14 protein-coding genes are annotated in these 16,150 nt (G+C 62.5%); 6 read left to right on the top strand and 8 right to left on the bottom strand.

The annotated features are described in order from the left end of the window. Window positions 1-491: 491 nt before the first annotated feature. The 5 genes from BM449_RS14370 to BM449_RS01725 all read right to left on the bottom strand — a co-directional run bounded on the left by BM449_RS14370 (window position 492) and on the right by BM449_RS01725 (window position 5,769). Window positions 492-1,037: a phage integrase N-terminal SAM-like domain-containing protein gene (locus BM449_RS14370; protein ID WP_083544330.1), complete on the bottom strand. Its 546-nt coding sequence runs from the start codon at window positions 1,035-1,037 to the stop codon at window positions 492-494. A gap of 488 nt (window positions 1,038-1,525) precedes the next feature. Further along, window positions 1,526-2,491, bottom strand: a complete 966-nt coding sequence (locus BM449_RS01735; protein ID WP_071799819.1) for an orange carotenoid-binding protein — start codon at window positions 2,489-2,491, stop codon at window positions 1,526-1,528. Between the two features lie 524 nt (window positions 2,492-3,015). After that, window positions 3,016-3,888, bottom strand: a complete 873-nt coding sequence (locus tag BM449_RS01730; protein ID WP_205526846.1) for a DUF1214 domain-containing protein — start codon at window positions 3,886-3,888, stop codon at window positions 3,016-3,018. Between the two features lie 6 nt (window positions 3,889-3,894). Continuing rightward, the gene (locus BM449_RS15195) at window positions 3,895-4,374 is read right to left on the bottom strand and encodes a DUF1254 domain-containing protein (protein WP_205526845.1); all 480 of its coding nucleotides are present in this window, start codon (window positions 4,372-4,374) and stop codon (window positions 3,895-3,897) included. A gap of 348 nt (window positions 4,375-4,722) precedes the next feature. Continuing rightward, window positions 4,723-5,769, bottom strand: coding sequence for a ligase-associated DNA damage response exonuclease (locus BM449_RS01725; RefSeq protein ID WP_186437645.1), 1,047 nt, complete (start codon window positions 5,767-5,769; stop codon window positions 4,723-4,725). Between the two features lie 59 nt (window positions 5,770-5,828). Between BM449_RS01725 and BM449_RS01720 the strand changes: the two genes are divergently transcribed. After that, window positions 5,829-6,914: a class I fructose-bisphosphate aldolase gene (locus BM449_RS01720; protein ID WP_071799818.1), complete on the top strand. Its 1,086-nt coding sequence runs from the start codon at window positions 5,829-5,831 to the stop codon at window positions 6,912-6,914. Window positions 6,915-6,945: 31 nt separating this feature from the next. On the opposite strand, the gene nadA is transcribed toward BM449_RS01720, so the two are convergent. Then, window positions 6,946-7,956 carry a quinolinate synthase NadA gene (gene nadA / locus BM449_RS01715; protein ID WP_120352741.1) on the bottom strand — a complete coding sequence of 337 codons (1,011 nt, stop codon included), beginning with the start codon at window positions 7,954-7,956 and terminating at the stop codon, window positions 6,946-6,948. A 43-nt stretch (window positions 7,957-7,999) separates the two neighbouring features. Between nadA and BM449_RS01710 the strand changes: the two genes are divergently transcribed. The 3 genes from BM449_RS01710 (at window position 8,000) to BM449_RS01700 (ending at window position 11,191) form a co-directional block, all read left to right on the top strand. Next, the gene (locus BM449_RS01710) at window positions 8,000-8,851 is read left to right on the top strand and encodes a TIGR04168 family protein (protein ID WP_071799817.1); all 852 of its coding nucleotides are present in this window, start codon (window positions 8,000-8,002) and stop codon (window positions 8,849-8,851) included. Further along, a complete protein-coding gene (locus tag BM449_RS01705) occupies window positions 8,845-9,930 on the top strand; it encodes a hypothetical protein (protein ID WP_071799816.1) in 1,086 nt (361 codons plus the stop codon). The genes BM449_RS01710 and BM449_RS01705 overlap by 7 nt, the downstream gene beginning before the upstream one ends. Window positions 9,931-10,411: 481 nt before the next feature. Then, window positions 10,412-11,191 carry a glycoside hydrolase family 104 protein gene (locus BM449_RS01700; RefSeq protein ID WP_120352809.1) on the top strand — a complete coding sequence of 260 codons (780 nt, stop codon included), beginning with the start codon at window positions 10,412-10,414 and terminating at the stop codon, window positions 11,189-11,191. Window positions 11,192-11,197: 6 nt separating this feature from the next. Here the strand turns inward: BM449_RS01700 and BM449_RS01695 are convergent, their stop codons facing one another. Further along, complete coding sequence (locus BM449_RS01695) at window positions 11,198-12,034, bottom strand: TPM domain-containing protein (RefSeq protein ID WP_071799814.1); 837 nt, start codon at window positions 12,032-12,034, stop codon at window positions 11,198-11,200. A 47-nt stretch (window positions 12,035-12,081) separates the two neighbouring features. On the opposite strand from BM449_RS01695, the gene BM449_RS01690 reads away from it, so the two are divergent. After that, window positions 12,082-13,287: an SAM-dependent methyltransferase gene (locus BM449_RS01690; RefSeq protein ID WP_071799813.1), complete on the top strand. Its 1,206-nt coding sequence runs from the start codon at window positions 12,082-12,084 to the stop codon at window positions 13,285-13,287. 123 nt (window positions 13,288-13,410) lie between these two features. Further along, window positions 13,411-14,841, top strand: a complete 1,431-nt coding sequence (locus BM449_RS01685; protein ID WP_071801847.1) for an NAD(P)/FAD-dependent oxidoreductase — start codon at window positions 13,411-13,413, stop codon at window positions 14,839-14,841. On the opposite strand, the gene BM449_RS01680 is transcribed toward BM449_RS01685, so the two are convergent. Next, entirely contained in the window at window positions 14,801-15,907 is a 1,107-nt protein-coding gene (locus BM449_RS01680) for a metallophosphoesterase (protein WP_071799812.1), read from the bottom strand. The genes BM449_RS01685 and BM449_RS01680 overlap by 41 nt on opposite strands. Between the last annotated feature and the right edge of the window lie 243 nt (window positions 15,908-16,150).

Here is a 16,150-nt window from a genome sequence, read left to right as displayed (position 1 = left end):
AAAAGCAATGTCCTGATGACATTGAGATTTGTGTAGGTATTACACGGCTTTGTGCTGCCAGTTGTTTCGACATACTGGTCAGTGTTAGCCAATGAAACAGGTCTACCCGAAACGATTTGGATTCGTTAGTTGGCTGTATTGTTGTGTGACTCTGAGATGATCATGCCCCATCAGGATCTGGATGGTTTTTAGTTCATTGCCCAATTCCAACATATGGGTCCCGAAACTATGTCGCAAAGTGTGGCAGCTTACGGGTTTATGAATCTCACATTTGTGGAGTGCCTGCTTCAGGGCTTTTTGAACAACGGTTGGATTGAGATGATGACGACTCTGCTCGCCGGTCAGTTGATTAATCATGCGTCTATGTTGAGGAAACAGCCACTGCCATTCCCAGCAGGTTGAAAGCCATCCCTTGTCAAGGCTAAGAACATCTGGCAATTGCACGCGCCCCCATCCTGCTTCCAGGTCTGTCTGATGAACCTTTCTGACAGTTAACAGATGTTGTTGCAGGGGGGTGATGAGGGGAAATGGAATGATTGTGGTCCTGAGTACCTCGCTTTGACCGTTGCGAATACGAACTTCTGTCTACGCAGCTCCAAGTCTCTGCATCTGAGCTGTAGCGCTTCCATCAGTCGTAATCCGCTGCCATAGAGCAAACTTGCCACGACAGAACTAGGATTAGACATGGTACGAAGTACTTTCTCCACGTCTTCCTGGCAAAGAATCAAAGGCAGCTTGTCCTGTCTGGGAATCCGATTTAATGAAGATGCTTTGATCTTCCCATTGCCGAGTACATGACGGCAAAGAAAGATCAATGCTGAAGAGGCCTGATGTTGGCTTGAGGGGCTAACGCCTTCCACTGTTGCCAGGTGAATCAGGAATGAATTGAGTTCCGTTTCCTTGATTTCACTTAGATGGGATGTCTGATGAAACGCAAAAAAGCGATGAATCCAAAGTTCATACGCCTCTTTTGTTCTTCGGGCATAACCAAGTGATGCCAGCTTGTCTTGAAGGAGGCTGAGCAGATCCTCAGGCATAGATAGGACTATCGAACGCCTAGGCAGGGTCTTTGAAGCAAGGCGATTATACAGCTATTTTCCCGTTCGACTGATGCTATGGTTGACTGCTGTGATTCATGATGTGTCGCCAGCGACTTTGATGTTGCCTTTGTCTTACATATATTTCGAAATTTGCAGGCAACTACACCATGCCTGGTTTGGATTTTCTGAAAAGTACCCTATAGAGAAGGTTGGCCATTAGAAACGTATGGCGACGATCCAACCCTTGTCCCCGATCCCTATAGCTTTCCCCATGGATGCTAGTTCAAGCATAATGCCCCGTTTCAATCGGTTTGATTGTGGCGCCAATCTAGTTGAGACCGTGGAGTAGTTTCTTGAGCAAGTGGAGGAAAACTCCTGATGAAATGGGCATTGATGTGGAGCTGGCTGTTATGAAAAAGTGCCAAATCTTATCACTTAAGTGGCTTCGCATTCTTTGTCGCAGGACTGCTGAATAACAAAACAACCTAAGGAGCCAAATTCAGCAGCTCTTGGGCGGAAGCGAGTAAGTCAATGGCTACAAAGTAGATTTTGTTCTCTGGATTGAGAAGGAAGCGCCAGGACACGTTCATGCCCACATCCCTACCAAACCAAGGGGTTTGAACCTTGCCGGTGACCTTGATCCGGGTGTAACCATCCTCGTCCGGTTCGGTGATGCCCCGTTCTGGCAACAAGCTCAAGTTCTGACAATCTTCCCGAAAAAAGCGAATCAGGGCTTCATGCCCCACAATTGGACGTTGGAAAGGGGGTTGCAAGGCGCCATCCAAAGCAAAGAGTTGAAGCAGGGCGTCAAAGTCATTGGCATTCAGATTTTCGATATACTCACAGATCAAAGGGTTTTCCACGCCAGGAATGTCAGCAATCGGGTTGCGCTTGGCCCTCTCTATCGGTGGGACTAACGGTTCCGCCACCGAGCTGTAACTGCCCAACTGCTCTGTGTCAAAACCCATGTCCACCACGGCATTGCGCAGAATCGTAATTTGTTGACCTGGATCAACAACATCCCGAATGGCTTGAAGGACAGCCAAGGCATTGGCTGAGAGTTGGTAGTTCTGAGGAATCGGAGTGACAATCCCCTCTTCCATCCACTGGCCCATTTGGAACCAAAAGCCAAGTTTGATATTGACTGACCAGGTGGCATAAATACGGGAGATGGGTCGATCCGTGCGACTGGCGAGGTCGCGCATTAATTGCACTTGCTCACTAAAATCCATCAACTTGATCTGGCTGAGCGTGCTGCTGGCAAACTGCATATTCACAGGGTCGGGAGTTGTCACTGAGAGTGTCTTTCCCATTTCCTGGTAGGCAAACCAGATCAACGCCAGTTTGTCTTCAACCTCCAATTTGTTGAAGCGCACAATCGTGGCTGGCACCACATCCGCTGCCAGCGTTCCAGGGAAAATATTGCGAGCAGACTCGATGGTAAAGGGCAACTTCTTTAATTCTTCGATCAGTTATCTTAGCCTCGATCTATGCTGAATTGTGATGCCAAGAGCCTGCCGTGCGACTGGCTTTGATTGGCATTGTTGATCATGGAGTTAAGTTATCGGAATGACTGAAAAGTTGTTAATTCTTTCTGGTAAACATGAATCGGTGTAGCTCGTTCTTCTTGATTTGAATTTTGCTGCCTATCGCTTTAATCTTGCTCTTCTTGTTGTTTTCAATTGAGGGGCGGCAGGGAGGGTCTGTCTCTTGCAACGGCCCATCAACGATAAGCCCGCGGGCCTTGGTCGTTCAGATCGATCGACTGTGAAGAATAGATTGTGGTACATATTCTCGATTCGCAAAATAGCTAATTCTAATTGATAGGCTATGGGATCTTCACTCGCTGCCCTGTATTGTGGGAGCCGCATTTACTCACCGACTACGTCGCTCTGTCAGAGGAAGCTCCGTGACCACTTGGATGTTTCCAACGAGGCTGAGACCGGCAACCGACGGGCCATGGCTTTGACCGGATTCACTCGACCCGCTGCAAGGCTGGCGGTTGCCAGGATCCCTTCAGGGCCGATTCTTTGGGCCAGTAGAGCCGCATGACCAAATAGATCGGGCCATTGGGGGCTGGCAGCCAGTTGGCTTCCCCTGCCTTGCCCGGTGAATCTTTCTGGATGTGGATGGTGAGTGAGCCGTCGATGTTCTTTTTCAGCTTGGGCAGCATCGGCGAGTTGATCAGATACCGGTTGATCGGGTTGTCGATCAGTAACTGCGTCTTTCCGTCGTACATGGTGACGGACCAGAACGCATTGACGGGTGGCAGCTGATCGGCCGTGAAGGTGAGTGTGTAGCGGTTGGTGCTGGTATCGGCTTTCTTTCCGTCTCCATCGGTGGCCAGCAATGGATACAACACTTCAACAGCATCATTGCCATAGATGCCCGCCATGGCGGCGGCAGCACGGAGTGAGAAGTTGCCCGCATAGGTCTTGCGATCACCGAAGCCGTTTGTGGCTACGTGCCAACCATTTTCATCCTTGCCAAGGGCGCCGGTGGTTGCCTTGATTGCCTCCAGACCACTCGTCATTCCCATGGTGAATTCAGCCTTCTGCTGGGGTGAACGTGCATCAAGGGAGAACGGCTTGCCCGCTTCTATGCCGATGTTGGCCAAGCGCTTGCGCATGGGAATTTCCACGGCGGCTGGCCCTGTGGCTGGGGCGAAGCCCAAAACGAAATTCAGGTAGGTGAAGGGATTGGTGTCAGCCAGCTCCTTGTTGATCGCGGGCCAGGCGATGGCTGGTGCGGTTGGTGGTGATGGCTTGTTCTGAAACTTGGAGAGTGTTAAGGCCCGGTAGACTGATTGGATTTTTACAACATTTTCGAGATCGGCAGAATCAATCAACTGAGTTCAGATGATGGCGATGGAGAAGTCAGTTTCACTGCGGAACAGCTTGCCGATTCCATCAGGCTTTTCTCCCGTCCAGTTCGGACCTGCAATCGTGTTACGCGCGGCACTGTTGTCTGTTGTGCGACTGTCGATGTACCCATAGTTGAACGTGTAAATGTCAACGAGTTGCACGGAGAAGTAGCGTGATTCTTCAATCCTTGGATTGCAGATAGCAAATGGTTCTGCGCGTAAATACATCCCAAAGGATGAATAGGGCGTATCGCTATTGGGTGTAGCAATCGCAGTGTCTTTCGGGGTGTAGGCGCGAGCTGTGTTGTAGAGATGGTTTAAAGGTGCTTTGTATTCGGCTCCAGATCTGTTGATGAAATACTCGTAGAATATGGTATAGTTCATCACCATCGGAAAGCCATCGATAAAAGCCTCCTTTGCGATCTGCTTGACGTTGACAGCGGCCGGTTTGGCTTGAGCCCGGGCTGGCAAGGCGGTAAGGCTTTAAAATGCAACAAAGGCGAATGAAAGCCGCTTTGAATTATTTCTGAGCATTGAATACTTTCCCGCTGGACCAGCTGTTTTGGAGAGTGTGTCGTGTCGCTATAAATAGCTGTGATTCTATATTAGATCGTCTTTGGATCACGTTTTGGTTTTTTGTTTCTCCGCTCTGATATCGCGAGCTGGTCCGTTGCTATAGCGAATGCGCGCTTCTCGGATTGGAGCGGAGAGTGCGGACAACCGTGCAGGCCTCATCTTTGCCCCTTTGGCAACTCCAGCCTTTGAGAGCCGGCAGGGCTGTTCGTCTTAGGAACCAGTGATTTTGAAAATGATTTGGATTCAGCCCAATGGTTCGACGCCAGCGGCAACCCTGTCTTCGTCTGAGCGCTCCGCTTCAAAGCCCCCCTGCAGGGGTTCCGCATCGATCCCTTCCTGTTCGCGCAGATAGCGGGCCAGGCCGTCGCTGTTGCCGTGGGTCACATACACCTGGCGGGCGCCTGAATCGCGCACGCTGCGCAGCAGGCCGTTCCAGTCGGCGTGATCGCTGAGGGTGAAGCCGCGCTCGTAGCCGCGCCGCCGCCGGGCGCCACGTACGGCCATCCAGCCGCTCACGAAGGCCGTCTGGGGCGCCTTGAAGCGTTTCATCCACACCGAGCGGTGGGCTGAGGGCGGCGCAATCACCAGCCGGCCTGCCAGTGATTCACTTCTTGGCAGCTCACTAACGGGTCGCGTCGGTTGCAGCACGATGCCCTGGGATCGGTAGGGGGCCATCAGGGTCTGCACGGCGCCATGCAGCAGCACCTCCTCTTGCACTCCCAGCGCCGCCAGTTCCGCCAGCAGCCGCTGCGCCTTGCCAAAGGCATAGGCGAACAGCAGCGATGGCCGCTCCGGGGCGGCCCGCCACCAGCTCAGGATCTCGGCGGCCACCTCTCGGCCCGGCTGCCAGCGGTAGATCGGTAGGCCAAAGGTGGCCTCGGTGATCAACACATCGGCGCGCACCGGCTCGAACGGCGCGCAGCTGGGGTCGTCATCCCGTTTGTAGTCGCCGCTGATCAGCCAGGTTTCTGAACCGGCGCTGAGGCGGATCTGGGCGGAGCCCAGCACATGGCCGGCGCTGTGGAACGACAGGGTGGCGTCACCCAGCTTCAGCTCCTGGCCGTAGTCCATGGCTGTGAGCGCGATCGCCTGGCCCAGCCGCTGGCGCAGCACGCCTTCGCCGCTGGCCACGGCCCAATAGGCGCCACTGCCGGGGCGTGCATGGTCGGCGTGGCCGTGGGTGATCAGGGCCCGGGGCACCGGCCGCCAGGGGTCGATCCAGGCGTCTGCCGCCGGGCAATACAGCCCCTGCGGGCTGAGCTGGATCAGGCCGTCGCGGGGCAGGGCCATGGCGTTGACGGTGACGACCCTTCCCAGTTAGCCATGGATCCCGCATCGCCGCTGGCCCCATGGCACTCGACACCTATCGCGAGGAGCTGGAGGCCACGGCCGCCGCCCTCTCCCGGCCTGGCAGTGGTCTGCTGGCGGCCGATGAATCCACCGGCACGATCGGCAAGCGCTTTGCGGCGATTGGACTGGAGAACAGTGAGGAGCACCGCCGCGCTTATCGCACTCTGCTGGCCACCGCCCCTGGCCTCGGCGAATGGATCAGTGGCGTGATCCTCTACGAGGAAACCCTGTTCCAGCAGGCTGCCGCCAGCTCCAGCCAAGCGGGCGCCTCGATCCTCGATTGTTTCAAGCAGCAGGGCCTGATCGCCGGCATCAAGCTGGATCTGGGCGTGGAGCCCCTGGCCGGTGGCCTGCCCGGCGAAAGCTGGTGCACCGGGCTTAAGGGTCTGCGGGAGCGGGCCGCGAGCGCCTATGCCCGCGGCGCCCGCTTTGCCAAATGGCGGGCGGTGCTGCGCATCTCAGCCGATGGCTGCCCGTCGGAGCTGTGCGTGCGTGAGAACGCCTGGGGGCTCGCTCGCTATGCCCGCACCGTCCAGGACGAGGGCCTGGTGCCGATCGTGGAGCCGGAGATCCTGATGGATGGCGACCACGACATCCTCACCACCGCCGCCCTGCAGGAATGGGTACTGCGCACGGTTTATGAAGCCCTCGGGCTCAACGGAGTGTTCCTGGAGGGCACCCTGCTCAAGCCCTCGATGACCCTCCCCGGCGCCGACTGCACCGAGCGCCCCAGCTCCGAGCAGGTGGCCGATTTCAGCCTGCGCACCCTCAAGCGCAGCGTGCCCCCCGCCGTGCCGGCGATCCTGTTTCTCTCGGGCGGACTGGGCGAGGAGGAGGCCAGTGTGTACCTCTCCGCCATCAATGCGGCCGCTGCTGGCGCCCCCTGGCACCTGGGGTTCTCCTACGGCCGTGCCCTGCAGCATTCATGCCTCAGCCAGTGGAAGGGCCACGATCTGGCGGCGGGTCAGGCGGCCCTGCTGGCCCGCGCCAGGGCCAACGGCGCCGCTGCCCGCGGCGTTTATGTGCCGGGCTCGGAACCCACAGATGATGCAGGCTCGCTGTTTGTGGCGAACTACAGCTACTGAGGCGGACCTGCGCTGAGGAACGCGATCCAGCTCAGACGCTCAGTTCCAGCATCCGCTGGATCGGCGCCAGGGCCTTCAGCCGCATGGCTTCGTCGAGCTCGATCGCCGGGGCCATCGTCTCGAGGCAATGCCAGAGCTTCTCCAGCGTGTTCAGCCGCATGTAGGGGCAGGCGTTGCAACTGCAGCCGTCGAGACCCGGCACCTCATAAAAACTCTTGGCCGGCACCTGGCGCCGCATCTGGTGCAGGATGCCGGGCTCGGTGAGCACGATGAAACCGGGGGCCGGGCTGGCGGCCGCGCGGGCCAGCAGCTTGCTGGTGGAGCCGATGAAGTCGGCGAGATCGAGCAGGTTGGGCTGGCATTCCGGATGGGCGATCACTTCGGCCTGTGGGTGCTCCAGCTTCAGCCGCAGCACGGCCTCCTCGCTGAAGGTTTCGTGCACGATGCAGCTGCCGGGCCAGAGGGTGAGTTCACGCCCACTCTGTTGGGCCACCCAGCGACCCAGGTTCTGGTCGGGGGCGAACAGGATCGGCCGCTCGGCTGGCAGCTGCTGCACTAGGCGCACGGCGTTGCTGCTGGTGCAGATCAGGTCGCTCTGGGCTTTCACCGCCGCCGAGCAGTTGATGTAGCTCACCACCAGGTGGTCTGGGTGCTCGGCGCGGAAGGCGGCGAAGGCGTCGGCGGGGCAGGCGTCAGCCAGGGAACAGCCCGCCTCCAGATCCGGCAGCAGCACCATTTTGGCGGGGCTGAGGATCTTGGCGGTTTCGGCCATGAAGTGAACGCCACAGAAGACGATCACCTCGGCGTCCGTTGCAGCCGCCTGTCGGGAGAGCTCCAGGGAATCGCCGATGAAATCGGCCACGTCCTGGATTTCGGGGCTCTGGTAGTAGTGCGCCAGGATCACGGCGTTCCGCCGGCGCTTCAGGGCGTCGATGGCCCCCGGCAGGGCCGCGTGGCTTGGAGCGGAGCCTGAGCCGGCAGCGGTGGTGGTGGGAGAAGGGAAGCGAGTCTCAGAGGCCGCGAAAACCAACCGGAGCCTCATTTGCGGCAGGATGCTCCCAGCCTAGGGAGTCGACACGGCGCAGATACGCATCGCCATTGCCGGGGATCTGCACGGGCAGTGGGATCGCAGCGACGTGGCCCTGCTGCGCATCCTGGCGCCCGATGCCTTTCTGGTGGTCGGCGATCTCAGTGATGGCCAGGAGCGGATCGCCACCAGCCTCGCCTCGCTCGATCAGCCACTCGCCTGCATTCTCGGCAACCACGACACCGGCAAAGACGACAGCGGCCGCAAGCTCCAGCGCCAGATCGACCTACTCGGTGAGCGCCATTGCGGCTGGCGCCGCTGCGACCTTGAGCCAGCTGGACTCTCGGTGGTGGGCGGGCGCCCAGCCAGCGCCGGCGGCGGCTATCACCTTTCCATGGGGGTGAAGGCGCTGTGGGGGCCGGTCTCCTCGCGGGAATCGGCCGATCGGATCACGGCGGCCGCCCTGGCTGCCGATCCAGAGCGCCCCCTCGTGCTGCTGGCCCATTCAGGCCCCACGGGCCTGGGCAGCGAGGCCCGCGACCCCTGCGGCCGGGATTGGAAACCTCCCGCCTGCGACTGGGGCGACATGGACCTGGCGATGGCGATCGAGCGCATCCAGCGCCAGCGCCCCCTGCCGCTGGTGGTTTTCGGTCATATGCACCACCGCCTGATGCGTGGCAGCGGCGAACGCCGCAGCTTTCTGGTTGATCGCCGCGGCACCGCCTATCTCAATGCGGCCTGTGTGCCGCGCCACGGCATCGACGGTGAGGGGCGGGAACTGCGCCATTTCTCCTGGGCCGAACTTGACGGCCACCGGCTGGTTCACGCCAGCCACCGCTGGTACAGCCCGGAAGGTCGCCTGCTCTATGAACAGACGTTGGTGGAGCAACCCCTTGCCGTGACGTGCTGATCTATGCCTGCGTCAGCGGCCACGGCTTTGGCCATGGGTCGCGGGTGGCTTCGGTGCTGCTGGCCCTGGCGGCACGCCAACCCTCCTGGCGGCTGGTGATCTCCAGCTCCCTGCCCACCTCCTTTCTCGCCGGCGCCTTCGGGGCCACTCCCTTTGAGCACCGCCCCTGTGGCTGGGATGTGGGCGCTGTGCAGGCTGATGCTCTCGGAGTGGACGGGCCGGCCACACTCGCGGCCCTTGCGGCCCTGGAGCAGCGCCTGCCTGGGCAGATCAGCACCGAGGCGGCCTGGTTGGCGGCCCAGGGCGGCCCTGCGCTGCTGCTGGGCGATGTTCCCCCTGCCGCAGCCCGGCTGGCGGAAGCCACCGGGCTGCCGTTGCTCTGGATGGGCAACTTCGGCTGGGACGACATCTACGCCCCGATGGGCGGTGCGTTCCTGGCCTGGGCGGAGCGTTGCCGGGATCTGTACCGCCGGGGTGATGGTCTGATCCGCTGCCCGTTTTCGCTGGCCATGGACTGGCGGCTGCCGGAGACGCGGGTGGGACTCACCGCCGGGAAGCCACGGCTGAATCCGCAGATCCTGCGCCGCCAACTGGATCTGCCCCAGCAGCGACAGCGCTGCGTGCTGCTGGCCTTCGGTGGCTTCGGCTATCGGCTCGATCCCGAACTGTTTGGACGCTGGCCCGATTGGTGGTTCATCAGCTCCGATCCAGCGGCTGCAGCCGCACCGAATGGCCGGGTTCTGCCCGCAGACGTGCGGCCGCTGGAGGTGATGCCCCTGTGCGAGCGGCTGATCGGCAAGGCGGGCTACAGCAGTTTCTGTGAGGCCCTCTCCAATCAGATGGGAGTCCATCTGGTGGCGCGGCAGGGCTTCGCCGAGGCGGCGGTCATGGAGCGGGAGCTGCAGCGCTGCGGGCCGCACCGGTTGCTGAGCCAGGCCCAACTGCTGGGCGGTGACTGGCAACTCGACCAGCCGTTGCTGGCCGCCCGGGGGGCGCCACTGGTGAGCGATGGGGCGGAGCAGGCGGCTGAGGCGATCGAAGCCTTTGCGGCTGCAAGAGCGGCTTCGGCACTAGCCTGAATGGCCGAGAAGCGCTGCACTGGAAGGCTTTTACTGGAAATGCCTATCGATGCTCATGGCTTCAATCAGGAGAGCTGATCATCGCGAAAGATGGGGCCCTGATCAACAAGAATCCTTGCCTGAGTCAGTGATGCGAACGCCCACACCACATCTGATAACCGGTAGACACTTATGCGACTGTCACTTATGCGAACACCTGTGGGCCCGGTATTTGTCAAGTTATCCAACGACATAGCCCGCCGCGATGTATCCATCCATCTCTCCGACGGTTCCTGATCCAAATCTTTCACGATTCATCTGCTGAAGCACAAAGTTTTCTCGCTCAGCTGTTCTGCAGTCGTTCCAACTAATTCCCGCCGCAATTTGGTTGCGATCGCAACCTTCTTCGTTTTCTTGTTGCGTCAAAGTCCGCCAAATTCCCATGGCGGTCACTGCTTTCTGAGGTGGCTAATGCCTTGCGTTGTTCTTCCCCACTCACGACATCCCCGGTTTGCCTAACTTCTTCCCGCCCGCTCGCCTCCTCCTCTCCGCTCTGTTGATCGGGGCAGCAGCCCCGGCTCAGGCCACCATCTGGCAGGAGATTCGTCGTCCCAGCATGAGCGCTCCCATGGCCTCCCCACTGGAACCCCGTTCCGTGGCCGCGGTGGATGTGCGCGAAGCCGCCGACACGGCCCGCTCCTTCGCGATCACGCCGGAACGACGGGCCCTGCTCAACACGATTCGCTTCGCTGAGGGCACCTGGGCCAACGGCCAGGACCAGGGTTACTGGATCCTGTTCGGCGGCTCGTTGATGTCCTCCTTGGACCGTCACCCCAACCGGGTGATGCGCACGGCCCGGTATGCCAGTGCAGCTGCCGGTGCTTACCAGTTCATGCCACCCACCTGGGACATGGTGACCCGTCGGATGGGTCTGGGTGGCTTCGGCCCTGAGGTGCAGGATCAAGCAGCGATTTTTCTGATCCGCCACCGTGGAGCCCTTGAGCTGGCAGACCGCGGCGTGATGACCCCGCAACTGGCTGCCAAGCTGGCACCTGAGTGGGCCTCCTTCCCCACCCTCGCTGGCCGCAGTTTCTATGGCCAGCCGGTCAAGCGCTTCACCGAGCTCAAGCAGTTCTATGAGGCCAATCTCTCAATGCTGCGGGCCAGCATCATCCGCCGCAATGACATTGCCCAGGCTCAGACCGTGGAGCCGCCGATTGCTCAGTGCACCTACGGCAGCCTGGCTTGTGCCCTGCGGGATGTCGGCAGCACCCCCAACTAAATCAGTTCAGGCCTGATCGCCGCTGAGCGGGGGCTTGCCCACCGTGCGCTGGGCGATCAGGTAGGCCAGCACCGTTGAGCCCAGGAAGCCGAGGCTGTTGCGCAGGATGGGCAGCAGATCTGAGGTGCGCGTGATCACCGGCCCAAGTCCAAAGATCAGGAACAGCATTCCCCACAGCGGTGAGAGCAGCAGCACCCAACTCCAGGCGACCCGATCCCCCTCCTTGCGTGGGTAGCCGGCAAAGCCGACGATCAAGCCGCCCAGCACTGAGGTGCAGAAGGTGAGCAACCACTGCTCCTGGGGAAGGCCGGGCACCACCTGACAGCCGCCCCGCTCCAGGCAGGTTTCCACGGCAGCGAGGGAATCAACGATGGCGCCGTCTTCGCCGTGGTCGCGCACGTAGTACTGGTTGCCGTAGCGCGTCTGCAGCTCCACCCAGAAGGTGCGGGGCATCAGGGCGAACAGGGCGTCGCCGACGTTGAAGTTGAGCAGGTTGCCGCCGCGCGGATCGGCCACAAGCACGAGGCTGCGCTCATCGAGCCCCCAGAACTCCTTCACCGCCAGGCCGGGGGTGCGCTCGTACTGGGTGAGGACCCGCAGCTTCCAGCCGCTGCTTGTTTCAAAATCGGCCAGTTCGGCTTCCAGGCTGTCGCGCTGGCCGTCGGTGAGGGCCCGGGCCAGATCGATCACCGGGGTGGGGTGATCGGGAAGCAACTCAGGGTTGTCCGCCGCCATCGCCCCCCCGGCCAGGCCGCCCAGGGCCGTCAGCAGCACCAGCAGGGCCGCCGCGATCCCGAGCAGGCCAGGCGGAGGAGTGGGACGGGATCGGTCGGCTTGACCCATGCGGCTGCTTCAGTGACGCTTCATTCTCTTCCAGCCAGGCTCCTGCCGTGCCCGTTCCTGCCTGGCTGCAACAGCGCCTCGAAGCGGCAGGCGGCAGCGTGCCCTTCGCCCGCTACATGGACTGGGCGTTGCATGACCCTGAGCACGGTGCCTACGGAGCTGGCCGCCTGCGCATCGGCCGCCATGGCGATTTCGCCACGGCCCCGTCGCTGGGGGCTGACTTTGCCGGCCTGCTCGCGGCCCAGGTTGCCCAGTGGCTCAAGGAGCTTGCACTGGATCCACCGACGCAAGACACCTCTTCGCAGGAGATCGGCAGCTCCCGCCTCTCCCTGATCGAGACCGGCCCTGGCGAGGGCGACCTGGCCGGGCAGCTGGCCGCTGCGCTGGTGGACGGTTGGCCGTTGCTGGCGGCCTGCACCGAGCTGGTGCTGGTGGAGCCCAACGCCGGCATGGCCGCCCGCCAGCGGCAGCGGCTTGAGGATTGCCCGCTGCCGGTGCGCTGGAGCAGCTTCGAGGAGCTGGCGGCGCGGCCGCTGCGGGGCGTGGTGCTGGCCCACGAGGTGCTCGATGCCCTGGCGGTGGAGCGGATCGTGAGCAGCGGGGCGGGCTGGCGCCAGCAGCTGGTGACGCTCCAGCAGGGAACGTTGCGGCTGGAGCCCGGCGGACCCCTGGAGCCGGCGGCAGCGGCACGGCTGCAGCCCCTGGGCCTGCAACCGCCTGGGGAGCAGCGGCCTCCAGGCTGGTGCACGGAGCTGCATCCGGGGCTCGAGCCCTGGCTGGCGGCCTGTGGTGCGGCGCTGCGCTGCGGCCGCCTGCTGGTGGTCGACTACGCCCTGGAGGCCTGGCGCTACTACGCGCCGCAGCGCTCCAACGGCACCTTGATGGCCTACCGGGGCCAGCAGGCCAGCAGCGATCCCCTGGCCGATCCCGGCCACTGGGATCTCACCGCCCACCTCTGCATCGACAGCCTGGTGGCGGCGGCCAGCGCCAGCGGTTGGCAGCTGCTGGGTCAGTGCCGCCAGGGGGAGGCGCTGCTGGCCCTGGGGCTGGCGGAACGGCTGCACGGGCTTCAGCACCAGGGCGGCGCCGGGCTGGGCGAGCTGCTGGCCCGTCGCGAAGCCTTGCTGCGGCTGGTGGATCCCGCCGCCCTCGGTGATTTCCGCTGGCTGGCCTTTGCCCGGGGCGAGTCCGGAGCGGATCAGGCCCAGCCCCGTTCAGGCGACACCCCCCTGTTTTTGGCCGAACCGGCCTAGCCCGCCCATCAAGGCCCAGCCCAGTTCCCGCCCTGCCTGTGCGAGTGCTGCAACGGAGACAACCCGCTCGGCGCCTGCGCCCTAAACGTCAACTTGTTGGTCTTGCTGATGCTCACCGATTCAATGGCGCCGGAACGCTTCTTTCTTGAACTCGACCCCCCCGCCGCCACCCAGGCGAGCTGGCCCCATGTGGTGGTGGTGGGCGGTGGCTTCGCCGGCGTTCGCGTCTGCCAGGCCCTGGCCCGCCAGCCGGTGCGCGTCACCCTGATTGACAAGCGCAATTTCAACCTGTTTCAGCCCCTCCTCTATCAGGTGGCTTCGGGGCTGGTCTCGGCGGCGGATGTGGCCTCGCCCCTGCGCCAGATGGTGGGTCAGGCCCCCAACGTTCAGGTGCTGCTGGGGGAGGTCACCGACCTTGATCTGGAGAACCGTTCCCTGCGGTTCAACGGCCATCACTACGGCTACGACCAGCTGGTGCTGGCCTGCGGTTCGGGCAGCACCTATTTCGGTCACGAGGAATGGCGGCCGCTGGCACCGCCGATGAAGATCCTGGAGCACGCCCAGGAAATTCGTCGCCGGTTGCTGATGGCCCTGGAAGAGGCCGAGCAGACCACCGATCCCCAGCGCCGCCAGTTCCTGCAGTCGGTGGTGGTGGTGGGTGCCGGGCCGGCCGGTTGCGAACTGGCGGGCTCCCTGGTGGAGCTGATGCACAGCGCCATCCGCCGCGATTTCAAGCAGTTGCAGGTGGAGCTCTGCCGGGTGGTGCTGGTGGATGCGGTGGATCGGGTGCTGCCAACAATGCATCCCAGCCTCTCGGCGGCGGCAGCGGAGTACCTGGAGCGCAATGGGGTGGAGCTGTGTCTGGGCTCAATGGTGGGGGCGATCGAGCCGGGCAAGGTCCTGCTCAAGGAAGAAGGGGAACCCCGCTTTCTCGAGGCCGCCACCGTCTGCTGGACCGCTGGGGTGCGGGCCTCACGGCTCGGAAAACTGCTGGCCGAGCGCAGCGGCTGCGCTGTGGATCGCCTCGGGCGCGTGCTGGTGGAGCCCGATTTCTCGGTGCCGGGTCATCCGGAGCTGCGGGTGGTGGGCGATCTCTGCAGCTACGGCCACACCAGCGACGGCGCGCCGCTGCCCGGCATGGCCGGCCCGGCGGTGCAGATGGGGTCGTGGGTGGCCGGCGACATCCTGCGCCAGATCAAGGGCGAGGTCAGTCCGCCCTTCCGCTGGCTGGATCTTGGCTCCATGGCGGTGATCGGTCCGCTGTTCGCGGTGGCCGACCTGCGCGGCCTGCGCGTCACTGGCTTGCTCGGTTGGCTGCTCTGGGGACTGGCCCACCTGGCCTTCATCCCTGCCACCGAAAACCGCATCACCCTGCTCACCCGCTGGCTGTGGCAGATCGCCACCCGTCAGCGCAGCGCCCTGCTGATCACCGGCCGCCCGGAGCAGCACATCGGCGTGGATGTGGGCCTGACGCGGGCTCCGGCGGCCACCGAGATCTCCGAGATCCCCGGGGTCAGCCGGCTCGCCGCACCAGCGCCTGGCCCTGGCGGTTGATGATTCGACCCGGGAGGGCGTTGCGGTTCACCACCTCCAGGGTGCGCAGGTTGTAGGTGGTGTCACGGGTGCTTCCGCTCTGCCAGGAGAGATCGAGCACGGTGAGGGTCTGGAAGGCGGCGGCGCCTCCCAGGAGTAGTTGGCGCGGGCCGCTGCCGCTGGCGCCGAGCGCGAAAAGATCGAGCTGGCCAAGCCGGGCCGGGAAATAGGCGTGCTGGTGGCCGCTGATGTAGGCCTCCACGTCGTAGCGCTCCAGGAGCTGGCGCAAGCTGCTCGCTCCGCTCAGCACGTTGCCGCCGCTGTCGCGGCCCTTGGCCACGGCCTGCAGGGGCAGGTGGCCGAGTACGAGCCTGCGGCGGGCCAAGCGGGCGGCGTCAGAGGCGAGGCTGCGCTCGGCCCAACGCAGCTGCTCGGCTGAAATCAGGGCGGAGGAGGCGTCCCAGACCAGCAGGAACAGCCCATCCTGCAGAACGGAATAGAAGAAGGGAAAGCCCGAGGCATCCAGGAAGGAGAGCCCCAGATCTTTGCGGCGACTCGTCCAGAAACGGGCCGCTTCCTGGCGCTCACGCTCGAACGTGTAACGCCCGCCGCTGCGGCTCGACGACGCGTCATGGTTGCCCATCGTTGGCGCAAAGGGCAGGCCGGCGTTGCGTAAGGGCGCCAGGATCCGCCCCCCGAAAGACGCCCACATCGCCCTGAGCTGGCCATCGCTGAGGCTGGTCTTCTGTCCGGCCACCATGTCGCCGGCGCAAAGCACCAGGTCAGGGCGCAGCGAGGGGATCAGGGACACGGCCCTGGCCACCTCGGGGATGTAGGTGGTGGAGCCGTAACTGGAGTTGAGATCAGAGATCAGCACCAGGCGGAGATCGGCCCGCGCTGGCAGTTTCACTCCGGCGGCAAGTTCCGCCGCGCTCGCCGCTCCTGGGGCTGCCGCAGCGCTGGCGCTGATCTCGCCTTCAGCCGTCTGGCTCCCCCCAGGCCAGACCCCCAGGGCCCGCAAGCCACCGGCACCGGCGGCGCCGGCGGCGAGGGCAAGAAGCTTACGGCGAGAAAACGGCGCATTCATGGACTGACGCTACCAATGGCTGGCAAAGGCCTGGCTTCTTACCCGGATGCCCATCCACCCTGTCGTTGATGTTCGTGGGTGCGAGCGCGCGTCTCAGCCATGAATTGTGAAACAGATACAGCTATCGCATCAATAGATAGAAAAAGGCTCGCCAGTAAGAAACCATCTTCTGGAGCAGCTCTGGACCTATGGAGCCAGCTGGAACGGTGAAAGATGGAGAGTGGTGATGCCTTCGTTGGGCGA

Origin of the sequence: Synechococcus sp. SynAce01 (assembly GCF_001885215.1) — a bacterium.
Lineage (GTDB): Bacteria > Cyanobacteriota > Cyanobacteriia > PCC-6307 > Cyanobiaceae > Regnicoccus > Regnicoccus frigidus.
The sequence above is the reverse complement of the archived record's forward strand: the minus strand, read 5'-3'. Positions and strand labels throughout refer to the sequence as shown.

What these genes read in the sequence shown, in the direction of transcription:
- BM449_RS01720 (WP_071799818.1), top strand. Translation starts at nt 5,829, where the DNA reads ATGGCACTCGACACCTATCGCGAGGAGCTGGAGGCCACGGCCGCCGCC.
- BM449_RS01725 (WP_186437645.1), bottom strand. Translation starts at nt 5,769, where the DNA reads ATGGCCCTGCCCCGCGACGGCCTGATCCAGCTCAGCCCGCAGGGGCTG.
- nadA (WP_120352741.1), bottom strand. Translation starts at nt 7,956, where the DNA reads ATGAGGCTCCGGTTGGTTTTCGCGGCCTCTGAGACTCGCTTCCCTTCT.
- BM449_RS01685 (WP_071801847.1), top strand. Translation starts at nt 13,411, where the DNA reads ATGGCGCCGGAACGCTTCTTTCTTGAACTCGACCCCCCCGCCGCCACC.
- BM449_RS01695 (WP_071799814.1), bottom strand. Translation starts at nt 12,034, where the DNA reads ATGGGTCAAGCCGACCGATCCCGTCCCACTCCTCCGCCTGGCCTGCTC.
- BM449_RS14370 (WP_083544330.1), bottom strand. Translation starts at nt 1,037, where the DNA reads ATGCCTGAGGATCTGCTCAGCCTCCTTCAAGACAAGCTGGCATCACTT.
- BM449_RS01680 (WP_071799812.1), bottom strand. Translation starts at nt 15,907, where the DNA reads ATGAATGCGCCGTTTTCTCGCCGTAAGCTTCTTGCCCTCGCCGCCGGC.